This is a genomic window from Streptomyces sp. AgN23 (assembly GCF_001598115.1).
Lineage (GTDB): Bacteria > Actinomycetota > Actinomycetes > Streptomycetales > Streptomycetaceae > Streptomyces > Streptomyces antimycoticus.
The window spans coordinates 8321932-8342524 of sequence record NZ_CP007153.1; the positions used below are offsets into that span (position 1 = coordinate 8321932).

General features: G+C 73.8%; 16 protein-coding genes. 12 read left to right on the forward strand and 4 right to left on the reverse strand.

What is annotated here, in order from left to right; genetic code table 11:
• Nucleotides 1-25 precede the first annotated feature (25 nt).
• Nucleotides 26-3625, forward strand: coding sequence for a hypothetical protein (locus AS97_RS36065; protein ID WP_247204602.1), 3600 nt, complete (start codon nt 26-28; stop codon nt 3623-3625).
• Nucleotides 3626-3690: 65 nt separating this feature from the next.
• On the opposite strand, the gene AS97_RS47870 is transcribed toward AS97_RS36065, so the two are convergent.
• Nucleotides 3691-5742 (reverse strand): transcriptional regulator, encoded by a 2052-nt coding sequence (locus tag AS97_RS47870; RefSeq protein WP_247204603.1) that lies wholly within the window; start codon nt 5740-5742, stop codon nt 3691-3693.
• Nucleotides 5743-5988: 246 nt separating this feature from the next.
• Here AS97_RS47870 and AS97_RS36080 point away from each other — a divergent pair, with 246 nt between their 5' ends.
• Nucleotides 5989-6651 (forward strand): hypothetical protein, encoded by a 663-nt coding sequence (locus tag AS97_RS36080; protein ID WP_210566377.1) that lies wholly within the window; start codon nt 5989-5991, stop codon nt 6649-6651.
• 838 nt (nt 6652-7489) lie between these two features.
• Entirely contained in the window at nt 7490-8170 is a 681-nt protein-coding gene (locus AS97_RS36085; protein WP_059144297.1) for a GPP34 family phosphoprotein, read from the forward strand.
• Nucleotides 8171-8377: 207 nt separating this feature from the next.
• On the opposite strand, the gene AS97_RS36090 is transcribed toward AS97_RS36085, so the two are convergent.
• On the reverse strand, nt 8378-8791 hold the full coding sequence (locus AS97_RS36090; protein WP_210566378.1) for an SsgA family sporulation/cell division regulator: 414 nt from the start codon (nt 8789-8791) through the stop codon (nt 8378-8380).
• Between the two features lie 228 nt (nt 8792-9019).
• On the opposite strand from AS97_RS36090, the gene AS97_RS36095 reads away from it, so the two are divergent.
• The 3 genes from AS97_RS36095 (at nt 9020) to AS97_RS36100 (ending at nt 11035) form a co-directional block, all read left to right on the forward strand.
• Nucleotides 9020-10486 (forward strand): hypothetical protein, encoded by a 1467-nt coding sequence (locus AS97_RS36095; RefSeq protein ID WP_210566379.1) that lies wholly within the window; start codon nt 9020-9022, stop codon nt 10484-10486.
• 121 nt (nt 10487-10607) lie between these two features.
• Nucleotides 10608-10859: a Scr1 family TA system antitoxin-like transcriptional regulator gene (locus AS97_RS47875; protein WP_247204604.1), complete on the forward strand. Its 252-nt coding sequence runs from the start codon at nt 10608-10610 to the stop codon at nt 10857-10859.
• Nucleotides 10838-11035, forward strand: coding sequence for a DUF397 domain-containing protein (locus AS97_RS36100; RefSeq protein ID WP_086710333.1), 198 nt, complete (start codon nt 10838-10840; stop codon nt 11033-11035). The genes AS97_RS47875 and AS97_RS36100 overlap by 22 nt, the downstream gene beginning before the upstream one ends.
• A gap of 15 nt (nt 11036-11050) precedes the next feature.
• On the opposite strand, the gene AS97_RS36105 is transcribed toward AS97_RS36100, so the two are convergent.
• Nucleotides 11051-11347 (reverse strand): YciI family protein, encoded by a 297-nt coding sequence (locus AS97_RS36105; RefSeq protein ID WP_059144302.1) that lies wholly within the window; start codon nt 11345-11347, stop codon nt 11051-11053.
• A gap of 30 nt (nt 11348-11377) precedes the next feature.
• On the opposite strand from AS97_RS36105, the gene AS97_RS36110 reads away from it, so the two are divergent.
• The gene (locus AS97_RS36110) at nt 11378-12100 is read left to right on the forward strand and encodes an endonuclease V (RefSeq protein ID WP_210567359.1); all 723 of its coding nucleotides are present in this window, start codon (nt 11378-11380) and stop codon (nt 12098-12100) included.
• A gap of 117 nt (nt 12101-12217) precedes the next feature.
• Here AS97_RS36110 and AS97_RS36115 read toward each other — a convergent pair whose 3' ends face one another.
• Nucleotides 12218-12709, reverse strand: a complete 492-nt coding sequence (locus tag AS97_RS36115; RefSeq protein ID WP_210566380.1) for a DUF1203 domain-containing protein — start codon at nt 12707-12709, stop codon at nt 12218-12220.
• A 163-nt stretch (nt 12710-12872) separates the two neighbouring features.
• Between AS97_RS36115 and AS97_RS36120 the strand changes: the two genes are divergently transcribed.
• The 5 genes from AS97_RS36120 to AS97_RS36140 all read left to right on the forward strand — a co-directional run bounded on the left by AS97_RS36120 (nt 12873) and on the right by AS97_RS36140 (nt 20389).
• Nucleotides 12873-13811, forward strand: coding sequence for a dihydrodipicolinate synthase family protein (locus tag AS97_RS36120; RefSeq protein WP_210566381.1), 939 nt, complete (start codon nt 12873-12875; stop codon nt 13809-13811).
• A complete protein-coding gene (locus AS97_RS36125) occupies nt 13808-15265 on the forward strand; it encodes a sialate:H+ symport family MFS transporter (RefSeq protein WP_210566382.1) in 1458 nt (485 codons plus the stop codon). Before AS97_RS36120 ends, AS97_RS36125 begins: the two co-directional genes overlap by 4 nt.
• A gap of 173 nt (nt 15266-15438) precedes the next feature.
• On the forward strand, nt 15439-16596 hold the full coding sequence (locus AS97_RS36130; protein ID WP_282615706.1) for a CaiB/BaiF CoA-transferase family protein: 1158 nt from the start codon (nt 15439-15441) through the stop codon (nt 16594-16596).
• A gap of 75 nt (nt 16597-16671) precedes the next feature.
• Complete coding sequence (locus AS97_RS36135) at nt 16672-17886, forward strand: acetyl-CoA C-acetyltransferase (protein WP_086711262.1); 1215 nt, start codon at nt 16672-16674, stop codon at nt 17884-17886.
• A 223-nt stretch (nt 17887-18109) separates the two neighbouring features.
• Nucleotides 18110-20389 carry a 3-hydroxyacyl-CoA dehydrogenase NAD-binding domain-containing protein gene (locus tag AS97_RS36140; RefSeq protein ID WP_210566383.1) on the forward strand — a complete coding sequence of 760 codons (2280 nt, stop codon included), beginning with the start codon at nt 18110-18112 and terminating at the stop codon, nt 20387-20389.
• The last annotated feature ends 204 nt before the right edge of the window (nt 20390-20593 follow it).

Below are 20593 nucleotides of genomic sequence, written 5' to 3' on the forward strand. Positions count from 1 at the left end.
ACGTGTGAGCGGCACAATCCCTGGCATGGTCAACGCGTCCGAAGCCCACCGCGGCCCCGAAGCCGACAGTGGGCCCGAAGCCCACCTCGGCCCCGAGCCCCACCCTGGGCCCGAAGTCCACCGTGGCTCCGAAGCCCACCGTGGTCCCGAAGCCCAGGCGGGCTCCGAAGTCCACCATGGCCCCGAATCCTCCGGCGCCCTCGCCGACGAGTTGCTCACCGTCCTCGATCCGTTGCCCTTTCCGCGGCGGATGCGGGAGCTGGCCGGGCGGGCGAGGGCGGCCAGTGCCGAGGGGCGGTTGGGTGCGCTGATCGAGGAGCTGGAGCGGCGCGGGACGTACGAGCGGCGGCTGGCGGCCGTGGCCGCGGCCGCCGGCGGGCGGACCGGCCATCTCGCGGCGCGGCTCGCGGACCCGGACCCCGTGGTGCGGCACCGCGCCCTCGACACCGCCCGCCGCGGCGGCCCCGGGGCCATCGCGGACGACGCGCTGGAGGCGGCCTTCGCGGACGCGCCCGCCACCATACGGCGCGAACTGGTGCGCACCGTCGTGGCCGGGCGGCGCACCGCGCTCGCGGACCGGCTGATCGAGCCGTACCGGGAGCGCTGGGGCGACGGCGAGGCCGCCCGGCTGCTCCCCGGATGCGGGGCGGATACCGTGGCGCGGCTGCTGCCCGGGCTGTTCCACGCCGTCCGCGCCTGGCGGCCCCTCGTCTCCCGCCATCCGGTGGCCGTCCTGGACCAGGCGGCGCGCCAACTCACCGCGCTGCCCGCACCGCTGCGCACCGACTGGTGGACCCGTTACGCGCCCTGTGTCGCGCTCGCCGCGCCCGTAGAGCCGCAGCGAGTGCTGGAGCTGCTGGAGGACCACTGCCACGGCCCGCTGCCCGCCTCCGTACGGGCCCGGCTGTCCACGCTGGTGGCCGCCGAGCCCGGCGCCACGCTGCGGCTGCTGCTCGCCCCCGAGCACAGCGGCACCCGGCGTCGGCTGGACCGGGCCGTGCTGCGCCGGATCGTCCGCGCCGACCCGCCCGAGCTGGCCGAACTGGGCCGGGCACTGCGGCACGACGCCGACGCAGACGCCCTTGCCCGGCTGTTGGCCGCGCTGCCGCCCGCCCGCCGCGCCGCGTTCTACGACGCGGCCACCGACGGACGCGACCCCGCCCACGCCGTCGTCGAACCCGCCGTACTCGAAGTCCTGCCGCGCCCCCGCCGCCAGGCCGAGGCCCGCCGGATGGCCGCCCAGGCGCGCGAGCGCGGCGCGCCCTGGACCACCGTGCTGGAGTCGGTGGCCCATCTGCCGGTCGAGGAGGCGCGCGAGGAACTGCTGGCCGCCGTGCGCCGCTCGTCGGCCGAGGACCGCGCCCTGGCCTATCCGCTGCTGATCCAGTGCGTCGCCCGCTCCGGCGACCCGGACGCCCTCACCGACCTGCTGCAGCTGCTGGAGCGGCTGCGCAACGAACAGGACCCGGTGCGCTCCGCCGCGCTCGGCGCGCTCGCTCGCGCCCACCCCGCGCTGTTCACCGACGACGCCGCCGAGCATCTGGACCGTATCGCCGCCGAGGCGATCTCCGCCCGCGACTCCTCCTCCGCCACCCGCCAGGCGCTGCGCCACCTCGCCGTGGCGCTGCTGCGCGAACACGCCGTCACCGGGCGGCGGCAGCTCCTGGGCTGGGCGCTGCGCACCCTCACCCGGCTCGCGGGCAGCGTCGGCGCCGCCGACCTGGGCCGTCTCGACCACCAGTTGCGGCGCGGCCAGGAGCAGGCGGTGTTCGAGGCGCTGCGGCCGTGGCTGGAGGCGGGCGCCGAACGGGTCGACCACGAGCTGACCTTCGCCCTCGCCCGCGCCCTCGGCCGGCGCGCCCACACCCTGCCCGAGCTGCAGGAACTCCTGTGGCAGGCCATCTCGTTCGGCAGCGACGCGACGGTCCGCACCGCCATCGGGCTGTGGCTGGAACCACCGGCGGAGCGGGACGACCGCGTGGCCGAGCTGCTGATCCACGAGCCCTCCGCGGCCGTGCTGCCGCCCGTCCTGGCCGTGCTGACCCGCCGTCGCACCGATCTGCTCGACCTCGTCCTCGACGACACCCCGCCGTACGGGCGCTTTCTGACGTCCGGCACCCACTGGACCCCGCCCACCGGCCGGGACACCGGCCGCTGGCTGCCCCGCCAACAGGCCGCCGCCGCCCGCCTCCTGGACCGCGCCGCCGCCGACACCTCCCTGCGGCCGCGGCAGCGGGCGGCGGCCGTCGCCGATGCCGCGCTGATCCCCGGCACCGGCGCGGCCACCGTCCGGACCTGGGCCGACGCCCCGGATGCGGTCCTGGCCGATGCCTCAGATGTGGTCCTGGCCGAGGCCGCGCTCGCCGCCCTCGCCCGGTCCGACCGCCCCGCGGACGCCCTGCCCGCCCTGCTCGCCCACGCGGGCGGCGACCGGGCCCGGGTGGCGGTGTACGCGGCCACCAGAGCGGCCCGGTACGCCGAGCCGTCACGGCTGGGGCGGCTGGTGCGCGGGGTGCTCGCGCCGGACGGGGTGGCCACGGCCGTACCGCCCGTCCCGGCGAAGGTCACCAGCCGTAAGGAGGCCGTCCGGCTCGCCGCCACCCTGCTCCCGGTGACCGACGCCGCCGCGCTGCTCGCCGACGCCTTCGAACTGCCCGGCCAGCACCCCGATGTGCAGGCCGCCTGCGTCGCCTTCGCCACCGGGCCGCTCGACGCCGAACGCTCCTGGGAGCTGCTGACCGCCGCCGCGAGCGGACGGCGCGAACTGCGCCACGCCGTGCTGCGCATCCGCCCGCTGGACCTCCCCGAGGCGCACCGCGGCCGCTACGCCCAGCTCATACGCGTCGTCTGCGACACCGACGACCCCGAGGTGGCGGCGGCCGGATACGGGGCGCTGGCCGGGTGGTCACCGTGGGCGCCGGACGCGGCGGCCGTGCTGGTCGCGGCCGTCACCGACCTGGGCAACCGGGCGAGCTGGCGGCCCGCTGCCGACGCCCTGCTGGACCTGATGGCCGCGGCCCCCGACGGGTCACCCGGCGACAACCCGCTGGCCTGGGCGCTCGCCGCGCTCGTCACCGCCGACGCCCGGCCCGGCGGCCCCGACGCCGAACCCGACCGCGACCGCCCCGCCCGCCGCCGCATCCAGCACCTCGCCGACCGGCTCGCCACCCGGGCCCGGATGCGGCCCCGCCTGACCCGGCGCACCGCGCGGGCCGCCGGTGAACTCCTCGCCGGATACGAGACGTTCGTCCAGGAGGCCGCCCATGTGCTGGTGAACGCCCTCGACCTGGACGCCCGCCCCGGCCCACTGTCCGCCGGGCTGGCCCGCCTCGCCCGGCTGCACACCACCCGCCCCGCGCTCGCCGTCCGTACCGCCGACGCCCTGCGCCGACGGCTGAACACCGCGCTGCGGCCGGGCTCCGACGCCGGTCTGCTGCGCGCCGCGGGACAGCTCGACGAGGACGGAGGCCACGCCTCCGGGCTGTTCGCCGCGACCCTCACCGAGGTGGGCGGGGCGCGTACGGAGTGGGCGGAGCCCTGGCGGGAGCGGGTGCGCTCGCTGCGCGGACATCCGCACGCGGACGTCCGGGACGCGGCGCTGCGGCTGGCGACGACGGTGGAGTGAGGAGGGTGTTGCTGGTGGGATGAGACGGCGCCGCCGGTGGGGTGAGGCAGCGGCGCCGGCCGTGCTCACTCGCTCGTGTGCCAGGAGCCGTCGGTGTAGTCGTAGGCGTACTGCGGGCGTCCCTTGATGCCGCTGGTGCGGAACGGCGAGCCGTGGTCGTCGATCCGCAGCGTCCCCGAGCGGCCGCCGCTCGACCAGTCCAGCTCCAGGTACCAGCTGCAGTCGCAGCCGGCCGTCCGGGCGTTGACGAGCAGCACCTCCGGGTCGGAGGCCGAGACGCGGTAGGGGAAGTGGACGGCGGGGATCGGCTTGCCCGCGTCGTTGCCCTCGGTGGGGCGGGCCAGCGGACGGGCGGCGTCCAGATTCACCGAGAAGGCACGCGGGGTGAGAGAGCCCCCGCAGCCGTTGTCCATGGCGAACGACGACCACGCGAGCGGGGTGCGGCGGCCCACGACCCGTACGTGCAGGGCTTGCAGGACGACGGCCGACGAGGCCCGGCCCTGCACCGTGACCTCGACATTGGTGGTCCTGCCGTGCACCGCGCCATGGGCGGCGGCCCAGGTCGGGGCGTCCTGCTCGGTGGGTGGCGGGGCGACCTGGGACGGGGACCGGTCGATGAGATAGCGGTGGCCGCAGCCGTTCTCCCAGACATGGGAACGGGTGGAGAGGGTGAGCGGGACCTGGGTGGAGCCGCCGCCGTCCGGGTCCTTGGAGCCGCCCGGTCCGGGGGAGCCGGAGGCGCCCCCATCGGCTCTCCGCCCCTTGCCGCGCTCGCCCTTACCGTCCTTGTCTTTGTCGTCGTCGCGCGGTGCGCCGGACGCGTCGTCGCCGTCCGTCCTCTGACGGTCCAGATGCCCGCGGGCGGTCGGCCCGGCGTGCGGCGTGGACGAGGGGGCGGCGGAGGGGCGTGAGGCCGCCGCGTCCTTACGGTCGCCGTCGCCGGGCGGCCGTACCTCGACCGCTGTGACGGCGAGCACGACAACGGCGGCGGCCCCGGCCAATAACGCCCACGGCCGCCGCGCGCGTGAGACGACGGCGGTGTCGCGGTCGCTCCCCGACACGGCCCGCAACCGCCTCCGCGCGGTGGCGGCGGATCCGGCGTTGCCCGTGGGCGCGGTCTTGTCCGCGGGCGCGGCGTGGGGCTCGGCCTGCCCGGCGGCCGCGGACGGCGCCAGGGCGCCGTCCGCGCGCTCGGTGGTGTCCCCGGTGTCCCCGGTGTCCCCGGTGTCGCCGCGTTGGTGCGGGTGCCTCGGGTCTCCGTCCTGGTGCGCGGCCCCGCCACGGCGTGCGGGGCCATGGCTGCGCGATGAGTGGTCGGTCGCGGCGGCGGTGCGGTGTGCGGCCGGGACGCCGGACGTCGGCGTGGCCCCCGAAGCGTCGGCCGGGGTGGCGGTGCGCTGTCGTTCATCGGCGGTGCTGTGCGGCTCGTCGCCGGTGCGCTGTCGTTCATCGGCGGTGTCTTGGCGCGCATCGGCTGCCGGGTACGGCTGAGCGTCGCGGGAGCGCCCACCCGCTTCCGGCCCGGTGCCGTCTCCGGCCGGGCCGGTCGGAGCGGCCGCGCCCCGGGGAGTGTCTGTCACCGGGCCCGGGCCGGAGGCGGCGAGGTGCTCCCGGTGGCGGTCGGCGTCCGGGCCGGCGCCGGGCGTGGCGGTGGTGGTCCCAGAGTTGTCCGACGGGTCGTCGTCGCCTTCTCGTGCGTCGGCTGACAGGCGCGGCTCACCGTCACCGCGCCGCGCGTCCGCCTCGGGTGCGGGCGCGGTGCCGTCCACGGCCCGGCGGTCGGCCCCGCCCCGGCGCGGGGCCGACGCCGTGCCGTCGGCCGCCGGGCGGCCGCCCGCGCCCTCGCGGTCGGCTTCGCGTGCGCGGTGTCTGGAGGCGTCCGCGAGGATCCAGCGGCGGTGGAGGGCGAGCAGTTCCTCCGGGGTGGCGCCGCACAGCCGGGCGAAGCGCTCGACGGAGGCGTACTCCGCCGGGACCGCGTCGCCGTTGCAGTAGCGGTGCAGCGTGGACGTGCTGACGTGCAGACGTGTGGCCAGCGAGCCGTAGCTGCGGCCCGAGCGCTCCTTCAGCGCCCGCAGTCTCTCGGCGAAGTCGTCAACCTCTTTGGCGTTCCCCACGCCCACCACCCCCCAGATCGTCCCCGGCCCGCGACCTTCGTCCCGTGGGCGTTCCACGGGCGCGTTCCAGGGTGTTGTCATACCCCCAAGTCAGCGTACGTGCAGGCATTCCAGCGTCCCGCATGCCCCGCCGGTCGTAGCGGTCACGGCCAGGTGGCGCACACGCTTGTCCTGCCGCCGCGACCTGCCGGTACGACGGCAGACATGAAGAAATCCTGAGTTCGGGAAGAGACGGGGAAACACCTCATGCACAAGCCCACGCACTCACTCCGCGGCGCCGCGCTCGGCGCCGTGGCCGTGGCCGCGGCCGCCGTCGTGGCCGGGACCGGGCCGGCCCAGGCCCATGCACCGTCGGCCCGGGCGGAGGCGCAGGCGGCCGTACCCCAGGGCACCCCCCGCCACCTGGTGCCGAGGGAGCTTCCGCCGCATCCGAGTTCGGACTGGTACGCGAGTGATGTCACTCGGGGCCTGCCCGAGACCCCTCCGTTCTGCGTGGAGAAGACCCTGCCGTCGGCCGGGGCGACCCATCGCACGTTCTGGACCGAATACGACACCAGCGCCACCCAGATCGTGGTCAGGACCGGCACGGTGGAGGCGGCCCGCAAGCTCGCCGCCGCGGCCGAGAAGAAGATCCAGAACTGTGCCGCGGACTGGGTGCGCGACTATCCGGAGGGCACCGCCTCAGGGCGGGACTACGGCGCGCTGACGGCCGAGGACGGCGCCCATGTCTACGGCGTCCACACCTCGTACCCGGACTCGGAGCCCGGCATCCACCTCTTCGGGGTGGGCCGCGACGGCCGGACCGTCACCGTCGTGTCGTGGGGCGAGATGGGCGGCTTCGACCAGGCGCCGGTGGCCGACTTCAAGCGGACCACCACGACCGCGGTGGTGAAGCTGTACCACCCGTGAGCGGGTCCTGACGGGGCTGTGACGGGTCCTGACGGGGCTGTGGCGGGCTGTGACGGGTCCTGGACGGTGACGGGTCCTGACGGGGCTCTGACGGGGGCGGCGCGGGGGCCAACGGGCTGACGGGGGTGACGGGCCCGAGGGGCGGACGGGGGCGACGCGGCCTGAGGGCGCCGGGGGTTACCCGCCAAAGGGAGCCGACGGGGGACACGGCCAGACGGAGGCCGACGGGGGACGCGGCCTGAGGCGACTGGGACGCGGCCTGAGGCGGCTGACGGGGCGTGAGGCGGCCCGAGGGGGCCGACGCAGGACCCGGCCAAACGGGGGTCGACGGGGGACGTGGCACAAGGAGGGCCGACGGGGGGTGACACGGTCCGAGGGGGCCAATAGGGGGACGCGGCCCAAGAGGGCGGACGAGGGACGGCTCCAGGGGCCGACAGGGGTCACATGGCCCGACGGGCCCACGGGGGTGACAGGCCCGAGCGAGGCCGACGGGGAATGGGACCGGTGGCGGTCACGCGTACACACGGGGGTACGCGTGGCCGCCATCTCCGCGTGCCCCGGGCGTTGCCGCTTCCTGTTCGGGGGCAACGGTTCCGGGATGGCCGGGGTCCGGGCGTTGCCGCATCCCGTACGTGGGCAATGGGCCCCGGGACGGCCGGGACCCAGGGCGGGGCCTGCCGCATCCCGGGCGGAGACCACGGGCCGTCGGCCGAGCCCATGGGAAGGCGACGCGTCCGGCCCCGCCGGAACCTCGTGGCGGAGGGTCGATCATGGGGGCACGTGGCCGATATGGTCGAGGTACGCCGCCCCACCGGACGCCCGACCGTCGGAGGTTCCCATGCCGAACGGCTCGCTCTCCCTCGCCGCCTCCCTCTACCTGCTCTCCTACGATCCCGAGACCGGCCGGCCCGCCGGTGCTCACACCGCCCTCCTCGTCCGCGCCGCCGCCCTTACCGAGCTCGTTCAGCGGGGCATGCTCACCGACACCGACGGCAGCCCGTGCCCGGTTGCCGACGCCGCCACGGGAGACCGGGCGCTCGACGGGTTGCTGGAGCTGATCGGCGAATCCCGGCCGCGCAGCTGGCAGATCTGGGTGGGACATCAGCCACGGCTGACCGAGCACGCGGTCCGCGACCAGATGGTGGCGGCCGGGTATGTGCGGGCGAAGGGGAGGCGGGTGCTGGGGCTGTTCCCGGCCAAGGAGTACACGCTGGAACGGCCCGATCAGGTGGCCGGAATGCGGGATGACGCGGTGCGCGTGCTGCACGGCGAGGAGCCGGCGGCCGAAGTGTCCGAACGGGACGCGGCGTTGGTCACCCTTGCGGCGGCGGGCGAGCTGAGGGCCGTGGTCACGGCTACGGACGCCAAGGTCCGCAAGCACCGGATCCTCGAACTGGGGGAGCGCTGCGGGGGCATGGGCCCGGTACTCGAGAAGGTGATCGCCCAGGTGCGGACGGCGCTCGCCGCCGCCGTCGCCACGGCCATGCTGGCGGCGACCACGACCGCGACCGCCACCTGACCCCCTCACCGTAAGGGCGGGCTCAAGCGCCGTACGGGCTCACGGGTGTCCGCCGTACGGGCTCGCGGGTGTCCGTAAGGGCGGCGGGCTCACAGGTGTCCATACGGACGGGCTCCAGGTGTCCGTACGGGCGGTCTCACGGGTGTCCGTACGGACAGGCTCACTCGTCCGGACGGGCGGGCTCACAGGACAGGTGTCCGTACCGGCTCAGGCGTCTCTCAGCAGCGACGCCAGCCCCTGGTCCAGGTCGAGCTCCCCGGCCTCGCTGCCCTCGGGGACGATGGCGTACGAGCGGCCGAGGAATCTGTGGAGATCCGCGGTGTCGAACTGGACCATGGCCATGCCCTCGGGGGCATGGAACTCCAGGACCGTCCGCCGCGGTCCGCACGGCCACATCTGCACATCCCCGCTCCCCGCCGGGCCGCGCAGCCCGGCCGAGAGCAGCTCCCGCCCGAACGTCCACTCCACCGTGGAGCCGTCGAGGGACGCGGAGGGCGGGAAGGAGACGCGGACGGCGAACGGGTCGTCCCGCTCATAGCGCAGGCACGCCGGAATCGCGCGTGACTCGGGCGTCGACGCGATGAGCTGTGCCTGGACGGCTTGATCGATGACAGTGGTCACGTCGGCTCCCTTGCGATAGGTGCGGGGCGCGTCGCCCTTTCGAGGGTTAAGACGTTTGGGCGATCAGGGCAGTGCACCCGCTTTCGACGTGACGTGCGTCACGAGTGTTTTTTCGAGGGGACATAGGGCATTTAGGCTTGCCAAACCATGCAAGGTCTCGGGGCGCCGTGCGGAGCTGTTACAGAACGGCGGCAGTGACGAGGCACCCACCCCAGGGGTTGTTCCACCATGACCGAAGGTCACGCGGCGCTCGACGCGGCCGCCTACGCGAGAATCTACGAAGCCGAATATCCGCGTTTGTGCGGATATGCCCGAACTCTCACCGGTAACCCCTGGGTTGCGGGCGATCTGGTCGCCGAGGCGCACTACAGCGTGTGGCGCCGGCTGCGCGCCGGGCACCCGCTCGGCGCCGACGCCATCCCGGACGAGCTGACGAGCGCCGTAAGGGCGCTCTCGGCCGGGGCGGGGGGCTGGGGCCCGGCGCAGCAGGCGTCGTACCTCGAACCGCTGGTGCGGGTTCTCGATGAGCTGCCGCAGCGCTGGATCAAGGTGCTGTGGCTCGCCGAGGTGGACGGTCTCCCGCCGGAGGAGGTGGCGCGGCGGGCCGGGATGACCGACGACGACGCGGCGGCCCTGGTGGAGCGGGTCCGGGAGAGCGTGCGCCAGGAGTTCCTGCGCGCCCAGCCCGGCTATCCGGCGAGCGCCGCGTGCGGTGCGCACTGGGAGCGACTGCCCGACCATGTGCGGGGCGCGGACTCCCCGCACCAGGCCGAGGAGATCGCCGTGCACATCGACGGCTGCCGGGACTGCCGGGGCCGCATGGAGCAGCTGGTGGCGGCCGACGACCGGCTGCCCGCGCTGGTCGGCCCGGCGCTGCTGGACCTGTACGACCGGGGCATGGCGCGCTTCCTGGCGCCGCTGGTGGCCGCCGGTGGGGCGGGTGCCATGGCGGCCGCCGGAGCGGGCGCCGTGACATCCGGCGGTGCGCATGCGGCTCCTTCGAACGGGCCGCTGGTCTCGTCCCGCCGCTCCATGCGGCACCTCGTCCGGGGACGGGTGCGCCAGGCGGGGCCGGTGGCGGTGGCGGCGGCCGCGGGTGGGGTGCTGCTGGTCGCGGGGGCGGCGGTCATGACGGGGCTCGCGCTGACGGACGGCGGCTCGGCGGAGGCCCAGCAGCCGGCGACGGCGTCGACTCCGTCCATATCGGACACATCCGCCTCTTCCTCCGCTTCTTCCGGCTCCGCGTCGGCTTCGGGCACGTCCGGGGCGTCGCGCCACTCGGACGGGCCGCGGGCGGGCGTTCCGGGGGAGGCGTCCCGGAACCGGCCGTCCACGTCGAGCGTGCCCACGGGGCACTCACCGGCGGATGTGCCGTCCAGCGCCGTATCGCCCTCGCGGAAGACGCCGTCGTCCTCTTCCTCCGCCTCGCCCTCGTCACGTCCGTCTTCGCCTTCCTCGTCCGCTTCCTCCTCCGCGTCGAGCGGCCCGTCGCACCGGCCGACCGGTGAGCCAACCGGCGAACCGACGGGGAAGCCGACGGGCGGCGGGACGGCGGACCCCGGAAACACCCCGAGCGGGCAGCCGGCGCAGCGGCCCACGGCCAAGCCGACCGACTCCGGCTCTGCCTCCGGCTCCGGCTCCGGCGACTCTCGGGACTGTGTCTCGCTCGTGGTGCGGCTCTGCGTGTCCCGCTAGGGCGGGTGGGGGTGCCCGCCGGGTCCTGACGCCTGCGGCGGGCTTTTCCCCTCCCCGCCCCTTCCCGAACCGGGGCTCCGCCCCGGGCCCCGCGCTGCTGGACCGCCCCAAGCCGCCGCGCATGCCCTTCACGGCTGGCGAGCACGCGGAGACCGGGAGTTCTCTGACTCTCTTCACGGTCCCCCATGGGGCGTTGGTGGTGTATGACGAGAGCAGCCAGTCCGGGACCATCATCGAGGACCAGGAGACTGTTGCGCGGCGCAGGGAGAACTGCGATCTGCTCAGGGCCATGGCCCTCTCGCCCCGCGACTCCGGGGCGATGATTCGAGCCGTGATGAAGGACTGGAGCCCATGCCAACCACCCCGGGCCTGAGTGTTGCTACGTGGCGCAAGAGCAGCTACAGCAATGACGACGGTGGCAACTGCGTCGAGGTCGCCGACAACCTCCCGGGTGTCGTCCCGGTCCGTGACTCCAAGAACGCCGACGGTCCCGCCATCCCGTTCCCCACCCAATCGTGGGCCGCGTTCATAGCCTCGCTCACGGCGTAAGCCGAAACGGGCTCCTTACGGCCGCTGCTGGCGGTAATCGGCGAGCGCGGGGGCCGTGCGGGTGGCCAGGAACTCGGTGATGGTGTATTCGCCGACGCCCGCGACGATGAAGGGGTCGCTCGCCACCATCTCCTCGATCTTGGCCCGGTCGTCGCCGAGCGCCAGGATCACCCCGCCGTCGCGGGGATTCTTTGGGCCCGAGGCGAGGAAGGTGCCGTTGGCGAAGTGGTCGTCCACCCAGACGAGGTGTTCGGGGAGGGCGGCCTCGACGCGGTCGGCCGAGGCGGTGTACGTGATCTCCAGTACGAACATGCCAGGCAGACTAGTAACGTGAGTCGCACGATGACCAGCGCCGTCGATCCACGATATGAACTGCCCCGCGACTGGCCCACGACCGAGGCCGAGGCCATCGCCGTCCAGGAGCGGACGCGGGCGTCCGTGGTCGTCGGCGGGGAGCTGCCCGAGCCGGGCACCGGCATCGGCGCGCTCGTCGGGGTGGACGTGGCGTACGACGACGAGCGCGACCTGGTCGCGGCCGCCGCCGTGGCCCTGGACGCCCGTGGCCTCGCCGTCGTCGCGGAGGCGACCGCGGTCGGCCGGGTCACCTTCCCGTACGTCCCCGGGCTGCTGGCGTTCCGTGAGATTCCGGCCGTCCTCGACGCGCTCGGCGACCTCGACCGGCGGCTCGGCCGCCGCCCCGACCTGGTGGTGTGCGATGGCTACGGCCTCGCCCACCCCCGCCGGTTCGGGCTGGCCAGCCATCTGGGGGTGCTCACCGGGCTGCCCACCATCGGTGTCGCCAAGAATCCCTTCGGCTTCCGCCACACCGGCCCGGGGCCGCGCCGCGGCGACTGGTCGCCCCTGCTCGACGGGGACGAGGAGGTCGGCCGCGCGCTGCGCACCCGCGATGCGGTGAAGCCGCTCTTCGTCTCCGTCGGCCATCGGGTGGCCATCGCGGACGCTTGCGCGTACACCCTGCACCTGGCCCGCGACTTCCGGCAGCCCGAGACGACACGGCGCGCGGACGCGCTGTGCCGCCGGGCCCTGCAAGCCGCCACGCGCTGAACGAGGTGTGGTGACCCGACCTCCGAACGTGGCGGCTGTGCGCGTGGTACTCCGGGCGCGGCGCCGGGCGAACCCCTGTACCCCCCGGCGTCGCCCACCCCCGGGGTGCCGGATGCCTCAGGCCCGCCGGGTCTCGGCCAGGAAGCAGCCGAACTCGACGGCGCGCACATGCACCGCCGCCACCTGCGGGTCCGCGTACAGCTCGGCCAGCCCCTCCTCGATCGTCGGTTCGCCGTCGTTCAGCAGTCGGCCGCCGAGGATGTTGCCCTCGGCGGAGTACGCCCGCAGCACCCGCCGCTCGCCCGGGATGTCGTCCGCGATCCCGGGGCCGCTCCAGCCGTCGCACTCCTCGGGGTGGATGAAGACCGGGCCGACCTCGTCGTACGGGCCGGGCCTGGCCCCCGTCTCCTGCGCCCAGCGGCGCAGCGGGGCGTAGGAGACGAGCGCGATGGTCTCGTACGGCCGGCTCCGGCCCAGGCAGCAGCGCATCGGGCTGCCGCCCTCCTCGTCGTCCACCACCACGCGCGGCGGGTTTCCCGCGTCGTCCGTGATCCGCAACTGCTTCAGCACCTCGGGCGCGATGGCGCGCATCTCGTAGTTCTCGCTCATGCGTTCCAGACTGGCCGGTGGGCTCCTGGAGTGCTGGCGGGATTCGGACGGGGCGCTGAGGCGGGAATGTACTTGACAGGGCGGTGGCACTCCGTCAGATTCGGCCCCGAACGTAGGACGTCCCACGTCCTGATTGCCCTGCTATCCAGAAAGCTGGGTGTCGATGAGTCTTCCGGCTCCCCTTACCGGTGTCGTTCCGCCCCTGTGCACCCCGCTCACGCCCGCGGGCGAGGTCGACACCTCTTCCCTCGCCGCGCTCGCCGAGCGGCTGATCGACGCGGGGGTGAGCGCGCTGTTCGCGCTCGGCTCCAGCGGCGAGGCCGCCTATCTGAGCGACCGAAGCCGCCGTACGGCCCTTGAGGCGGTCATCGAGACCGTGGACGGCCGGGTGCCCGTCCTCGCGGGGGCGATCGACATGACGACCGCGCGGGTCCTCGATCACGCCCGTACGGCGGCCGAGTTGGGCGCGGACGCCGTCGTGGCCACCGCGCCCTTCTACACCCGCACCCATCCCCTGGAGATCGCCGACCACTTCCGGCGGCTGCGCGACGGTGTGGACGTGCCGCTGTTCGCGTATGACATCCCGGTCTCCGTCCACTCCAAGCTGACGCCCTCGATCCTGCTTCCGCTGGCCGCCGACGCCACCCTGGCGGGGGTCAAGGACAGCAGCGGAGACGACGGGGCGCTGCGGCGCATGCTCGTCGAGGTCCACCGTCGCGGCCTCAACGACTCCTTCACCGTGCTCACCGGCTCCGAATTGTCGGTGGACGGCGCCCTGCTGGCGGGAGCCCATGGCGTTGTCCCGGGGCTGGCCAACGTCGACCCGGCCGGGTTCGTCCGGCTGTACGAGCACGCGCGGGCGGGCCGCTGGGAGCAGGCGGCCGCCGAACAGGACCGGCTGGCCGCGCTCTTCGCCATCACCGACGCCGGGGACCCGGCGCTGATGGGCGGCAGTTCGGCGGGGCTGGGCGGTTTCAAGGCCGCGCTGCGGCTGCTGGGTGTGATCGAGTGCGCGGACACCGCCGCGCCCCAGGTGCCGCTGGGCGAGGCAGCCGTCAAGACCGTACGTCAACTCCTGGAGGAGGGAGGACTGCTGCCGTGACCGGAGCCACCACGGTGCCCTGGTACCGAGAGGTCTCGCGGGGTCAGTGGAAGTCCATGTTCGCCGCCTGGATCGGCTATCTGCTCGATGGTTTCGACTTTGTGCTGATCACGCTCGTCCTGACCGAGATAGCCGACGAATTCGACCTGAGCACGGCGTCGGCGGCGAGCCTGGTCTCGGGCGCCTTCATCACCCGCTGGCTCGGAGGGGCGGTGCTGGGCGCGCTGGGGGACCGCTACGGCCGTAAGGCCGCCATGATCGTCAGCATTCTGCTCTACTCGCTCGGCACCTTCGCCTGTGGGTTCGCCTGGAACTACATCAGCATGTTCACGGCCCGCCTCGTGATTGGCATGGGCATGGCTGGTGAGTACAGCGCCAGTGCCACCTATGTCCTCGAGAGCTGGCCCGCGCGGCTGCGCAACCGGGCCTCCGGCTTCCTCATCTCGGGCTACTCGGGCGGCACCATCCTCGCCTCCGAGCTCTACAAGTGGGTGGTGCCCCACTGGGGCTGGCGCTGGATGTTCTGGATCGGCGTGCTGCCGGTGCTGGTCGCGCTGTGGGTGCGGCGCGCGCTTCCGGAGGCCGGGGACTGGCACGAGGAGGTGGCGACGGCGAAGGCGCGGCCGAACGCCTTCCGGCCGCTGTTCGCCGGACGCTCCCGCGCGAGCGTCAACACGGCGCTGGCCGTGGCCGCGAGCGTCGCGCTGTTCCTGGTCTTCACCCCGCTGGGCGCGGGCTGGCGCCGGCCGCTGTCACTCCTGGCGGCGGGGTGTCTGGTCGCCTTCGCGGCCCAGCTCGGCGGACGGCGCCGCTGGCCGCTGTATGTGGCCCTGACGTGCACGGTCTTCTGCGCGTTCCTCTACAGCTGGCCGATCCAGGCGCTGCTGCCCACCTATCTGAAGGAGCAGCTCGGGTACACCCCGTCCGAGGTCACCGATGTGATGTTCTACGCCGGGTTCGGGACGATGGCCGGCTGCTGGCTGGCGGGATTCGCGGGCGACCGGCTCGGCACCCGGCGTGCCTACGTCTACACCCTGCTCGCCTCACTGGCCTTCGTCTTCCCGGTGTTCGCGGTGCAGGACACCCTGGTCGGGCTCGGCGTGCTGCTGTTCTTCCTGCTCGCGCTGAGCCAGGGGATCTCGGGCATCCTGCCGAAGTACATCGCGGGTCACTTCCCCACTCGGACGCGGGCCGCCTCGCTCGGCTTCGTCTACAACACCGGGGCGCTCGGCGGCGCGGTGGCGCCGGTGCTCGGCGCCCATCTGGCCGAGGGCATGTCCCTCGGACGGGCGCTGGCGGTGCTCACCTTCGGGCTGACGCTGGTGGTGATCGTGCTGGTCGGCTCCGATCTGCCGCGCCGGCTGGGCAGGCTGACCGATCCGGCGGGCGACGAGGACCATCTCGTGCCCGAACGGCCGCTGTCGATGACGGGGCCGGATATGGAGAAGACCTGACCCGCAAGCGGCCGGCGCCACACCCGGCCCGCCGTGCTGCCGCAGGGACCAAACCCGCTTGCCGGGCAAGGGGCTTGGTTGTCCACAGGCCCAGGAGAGGGCTTGTGGAATGCGGGACGCGTTCTTAGCATCGGCGGTGTTACAGCAGTGGTGTCACATGATGGGGGAACGGCATGACGGTGGCGGCGGAGGACGGGGTGACGGCGGCCGGTCCGCTGGCCGGGGTGCGAGTGGTGGAGCTGGCGGGGATCGGGCCGGGCCCGTTCGCCGCCATGGTCCTCGCCGACCTCGGCGCCGATGTCGTCCGCGTCGACCGCCCCGGAGGCGCCGGCCTGCGGATCGATCCCGACTACGACCTCGCCAACCGCAACAAGCGCTCGGTGCTCCTCGACCTGAAGGCCGAGGGGAGCGTGGCCGCCGTGCTCGATCTCGTGGAGCGCGCCGACATCCTCATCGAGGGCTACCGCCCCGGGGTCACCGAGAAGCTGGGCCTCGGCCCGGAGGACTGCCTGGCGCGTAACCCCCGGCTGGTCTACGGCCGGATGACCGGCTGGGGGCAGGAGGGCCCGCTCGCCCGGACCGCCGGCCATGACATCGGCTATATCGCCGTCACCGGCGCCCTCAGCATGATCGGCGCCGCCGACGGCCCGCCCATCGCCCCCGCCAACCTCCTGGGGGACTACGCGGGAGGCTCGCTCTATCTCGTCATCGGCGTCCTGGCGGCCCTGCAGCACGCCCGCGCGGGCGGCCCCGGCCAGGTCGTGGACGCCGCGATCGTCGACGGCACCGCGCATCTGACCTCCGCCATCCACGGCATGATGGCCGCCGGGGGCTGGCGCGACCAGCGCGGAACCAATCTCCTCGACGGCGGCTGCCCCTTCTACGGCACCTATGAGACCGCCGACGGCGGCTATATGGCGGTCGGGCCCCTGGAGCGCAAGTTCTACGCGGAGTTCATCGAGCTGCTGGGCATCGCCGACCAGGCCCCGGCCCGCGATGACTTCGACAACTGGGCCGCGCTGCGCACCGCCATCGCCGACCGCTTCAAGCAGCGCGGCCGCGAGGAGTGGACCGCCGTCTTCAGCGCCTCGGACGCCTGCGTCGCCCCCGTGCTGTCGCTGCGGGAGGCCCCGGCCCATCCGCACCTCGCCGCCCGCTCCACCTTCGTCGACCACGGCGGGATCACCCAGCCCGCGCCCGCCCCGCGCTTCTCCGCCACCCCGGGCGCGGTGCGCCGCGCGCCCGTCCGGCCCGGGGCGGACACCGCCGAAGTGGCCCGCGACTGGGGAGTCACCTCGCTCGTCGAGGGAAACCCGTCAGGAACGTCTTGAGCGTCATGAACCCCCGTCCGCTTCCCGGCCCCCTGAGCCGTCCCCGCCTGACCCCTCCCCTGAAAGGCCGCTGACGTGAGCACCGAAGCGTATGTGTACGACGCCATTCGCACCCCGCGCGGGCGCGGTAAGGCCGACGGCGCCCTGCACGGCACCAAGCCCGTCGATCTGGTGGTCGGCCTGATCCATGAGATGCGGCGGCGGTTCCCCGAGCTGGACCCGGCGGCCATCGACGACGTGGTCCTCGGCGTCGTCAGCCCGCTCGGCGACCAGGGCTCGGACATCGCCAAGATCGCGGCCATCGCGGCCGGGCTCCCGGACACGGTCGCGGGCGTCCAGGAGAACCGCTTCTGTGCCTCGGGCCTGGAGGCCGTCAACCTGGCCGCGGCCAAGATCCGTTCCGGCTGGGAGGACCTGGTGCTCGCGGGCGGTGTCGAGTCGATGTCGCGGGTGAAGATGGGCTCCGACGGCGGCGCCTGGTCCGCGGACCCGATGACCAACTACGAGACCGGTTTCGTACCGCAGGGCATCGGGGCCGACCTCATCGCCACCACCGGCGGCTACAGCCGCCATGACGTGGACAGCTTCGCCGCGCTCTCCCAGGAGCGGGCCGCGCGGGCCTGGAAGGAGGGGTACTTCGACCGCTCCGTGATCCCGGTCCGCGACCGCAGCGGGCTGACCGTCCTCGACCGGGACGAGCACATCCGCCCCGGCACCACCGCCGAGACCCTGGCGGGCCTGAAGCCGTCGTTCGCCACCATCGGCGAGGCGGGCGGCTTCGACGCGGTGGCGCTGCAGAAGTACCACTGGATCGAGGCGATCGACCATGTCCACCACGCCGGCAACTCATCGGGCATGGTGGACGGCGCCGCCCTGGTCGCCGTCGGCAACCGCGAGGTCGGCGAGCGCTTCGGGCTGACCCCGCGGGCCCGGATCGTCTCCGCCGCCGTCTCCGGCGCCGACCCCACCATCATGCTCACCGGCCCGGCTCCCGCCACCCGTAAGGCGCTCACCAAGGCCGGGCTGACCATCGACGACATCGATCTGGTCGAGATCAACGAGGCGTTCGCGGCGGTGGTGCTGCGCTTCGTGGACGACATGGGGCTGAGCCTGGACAAGGTCAACGTCAACGGCGGCGCGATCGCGATGGGCCATCCGCTGGGCGCGACCGGCGCGATGATCCTCGGCACGGTGATCGACGAGCTGGAGCGGCGCGACGGACGGTTCGGGCTGGTGACGCTGTGCGTGGGAGGCGGGATGGGCATCGCGACGGTGGTCGAGCGGCTCTAAGGTGCCCGACGGATCGTGACGCCCGCGGCGGGCTGTTCGCCTCCCGCCCCTTCCCGACACCTGACGATATGCGGCTCCGCCGACTGCGGGGCGCCGCCCCAGGCCCCGGGGTCCTGAGATCCGCCGGACGCCCCCGTGGAGCCGAGCGGCTCTCGGTGCGCCGCCGTTCCCCTTCCTTCCCGGCCCCTCCCCGCGCCCTTCCCCTTTGCCCTGGAGACCTCAGATGAGCCACCCCACCGCCGCCTCGACCATCCGCTGGGAGCAGGACGACGCGGGCGTCGTCACCCTGGTGCTCGACGACCCCGGCCAGTCCGCCAACACCATGAACGCCGCGTTCATCGACTCCCTCGACGCCATCGCCGACCGCGTCGAGGCCGAGCGGGACACCATCCGCGGCATCATCGTCACCTCCGCCAAGAAGACCTTCTTCGCCGGCGGCGACCTCAACGACCTCCTTCGGGTCGGGCCCGACCAGGCCCAGGAGATCTACGAGAAGAACCTCCGCATCAAGCGCGGGCTGCGCCGGATCGAGACCCTCGGCAAGCCCGTGGTCGCCGCGATCAACGGCGCGGCGCTCGGCGGCGGGCTGGAGATCGCGCTCTCCTGCCACCACCGCATCGCCCTCGACGCCCCCGGCTCCCGCATCGGCTTCCCCGAGGTCACCCTGGGCCTGCTCCCGGGCAGCGGGGGCGTCGCCCGTACCGTACGGCTGCTCGGCGTCACCGACGCGCTGCTCAAGTGGCTGCTCCAGGGGGCCCGGTACAGCCCCCGGCGCGCCCAGGAGGCGGGGCTGGTGCACGAGGTCGTGGCCACCCCTGAGGAGATGCTGGCCCAGGCGCGGGCGTTCATCGACGCCCACCCCGAGTCGGCACAGCCCTGGGAGGACAAGGACTACCGGATCCCGGGCGGCACCCCGGCGCAGCCGAAGTTCGCCGTCAATCTGCCCGCCTTCCCCGCCAATCTGCGCAAGCAGCTGGGCGGCGCGCCCTACCCGGCGCAGCGCAATATCCTGGCCGCCGCCGTCGAGGGGTCCCAGGTGGACTTCGAGACCGCGCAGACCATCGAGGCCCGGTACTTCACCGAGCTGGTCGTCGGCCAGACCGCCAAGAACATGATCCAGGCGTTCTTCTTCGATCTGCAGGCGGTCAACTCCGGGGCCAACCGGCCCCAGGGGATCGAGCCCGGTCAGGTCCGTAAGGTCGCGGTGCTGGGCGCCGGGATGATGGGCGCGGGCATCGCGTACGCATGCGCCAAGGCGGGCATCGAGGTCGTCCTCAAGGACGTGTCCGTGGAGGTCGCCGCCAAGGGCAAGGCGTATGCCGAGGGGCTGCTGGCCAAGGCGCTCACCAAGGGCCGGACCACCGAGGCCAAGCGGGACGAGCTGCTGGCCCGGATCACCCCGACCGGTGATCTGAGCGACCTCCAGGGGTGTGACGCGGTCATCGAGGCGGTCTTCGAGGACCTGGCGCTCAAGCACAAGGTGTTCCAGGAGATCGAGGGCGTCGTCGCCCCGGACGCTCCCCCAAACTCCGTCCGGGGGTACCCCCTGCTGTGCTCCAACACCTCCACCCTCCCCATCACCCTGCTCGCCGAGGGGGTGCAGCGCGCCGACGACTTCATCGGACTGCACTTCTTCTCGCCCGTAGACAAGATGCCGCTGGTCGAGATCATCAAGGGCGAGCGCACCGGCGACAAGGCGCTGGCCCGCGCCTTCGATCTGGTGCGGCAGATCAACAAGACCCCGATCGTGGTCAATGACTCCCGCGGCTTCTTCACCTCCCGCGTCATCGGCCAGTTCCTCAACGAGGGCGTGGCGATGGTGGGGGAGGGCCTCGACCCAGCCTCCGTGGAACAGGCCGCGGCGCAGGCCGGATATCCGGCCAAGGTGCTCTCCCTGATGGACGAGCTGACCCTGACCCTGACGCGCAAGATCCGCGAGGAGACGCGCCGGGCGACCGAGGAGGCGGGCGGCGCGTGGCGGCCGCATCCCGCAGACGCGGTGATCGATCGGATGGTGGAGGAGTTCGGGCGCCCCGGCCGCAGCGGCGGCGCGGGCTTCTACGACTACGACGAGACGACCGGCAAGCGGATCCGGCTGTGGCCGGGGCTGCGGGAGCACTTCGCGCGGGGCGGGTCGGGCGGTGCCGGTGGGTCTGACGGGTCTGGCGGTTCCGGTGGGTCCGGTGGGTCCGGTGGTGAGGGCAACCGCATCCCCCTCGAGGACATGATGGAGCGGATGCTCTTCTGCGAGGCCATCGACACGGTGCGGCTGCTGGAGGAGGGCGTGCTGACCTCCGTCGCCGACGCCAACATCGGCTCCATCCTCGGCATCGGCTTCCCCGGCTGGACGGGCGGAGTGCTGCAGTACATCAACGGCTACGAGGGCGGCGTGGCCGGTTTCGTGGCTCGTGCGCGGGAGCTGGAGGCGGCGTACGGGGAGCGGTTCGCCCCGACCGCGCTGCTGCTGGAGAAGGCGGAGCGGGGGGAGCGCTTCACGGACTAGGGGGTACGGCGGGCCACGCGGCGGATCCGCATGTCGATGCTTTCCCCGCCCCGCCCCGCCCCGCCCCGCCCCGCCCCGCCCCGCAACCGGGACCGGGACCGGGCCACGGCCCCCGCCCCTGGCCCCCGCTCCTCAAGCGCCGGAGGGGCTGGGTTGCGTTGCCTGGGGCTTCGGCTCCTGGCCCCGGTCGGGGCTGGGCCGCTG

Excerpts from the sequence above, each read along its gene's own strand:
- AS97_RS36085 (WP_059144297.1), top strand. The coding sequence starts at position 7,490 with ATGCCGAACGGCTCGCTCTCCCTCGCCGCCTCCCTCTACCTGCTCTCC.
- AS97_RS36130 (WP_282615706.1), top strand. The coding sequence starts at position 15,439 with ATGACGGTGGCGGCGGAGGACGGGGTGACGGCGGCCGGTCCGCTGGCC.
- AS97_RS36140 (WP_210566383.1), top strand. The coding sequence starts at position 18,110 with ATGAGCCACCCCACCGCCGCCTCGACCATCCGCTGGGAGCAGGACGAC.
- AS97_RS36115 (WP_210566380.1), bottom strand. The coding sequence starts at position 12,709 with ATGAGCGAGAACTACGAGATGCGCGCCATCGCGCCCGAGGTGCTGAAG.
- AS97_RS36065 (WP_247204602.1), top strand. The coding sequence starts at position 26 with ATGGTCAACGCGTCCGAAGCCCACCGCGGCCCCGAAGCCGACAGTGGG.
- AS97_RS36080 (WP_210566377.1), top strand. The coding sequence starts at position 5,989 with ATGCACAAGCCCACGCACTCACTCCGCGGCGCCGCGCTCGGCGCCGTG.
- AS97_RS36110 (WP_210567359.1), top strand. The coding sequence starts at position 11,378 with ATGACCAGCGCCGTCGATCCACGATATGAACTGCCCCGCGACTGGCCC.
- AS97_RS36105 (WP_059144302.1), bottom strand. The coding sequence starts at position 11,347 with ATGTTCGTACTGGAGATCACGTACACCGCCTCGGCCGACCGCGTCGAG.
- AS97_RS36100 (WP_086710333.1), top strand. The coding sequence starts at position 10,838 with ATGCCAACCACCCCGGGCCTGAGTGTTGCTACGTGGCGCAAGAGCAGC.
- AS97_RS36095 (WP_210566379.1), top strand. The coding sequence starts at position 9,020 with ATGACCGAAGGTCACGCGGCGCTCGACGCGGCCGCCTACGCGAGAATC.
- AS97_RS47875 (WP_247204604.1), top strand. The coding sequence starts at position 10,608 with ATGCCCTTCACGGCTGGCGAGCACGCGGAGACCGGGAGTTCTCTGACT.
- AS97_RS36120 (WP_210566381.1), top strand. The coding sequence starts at position 12,873 with ATGAGTCTTCCGGCTCCCCTTACCGGTGTCGTTCCGCCCCTGTGCACC.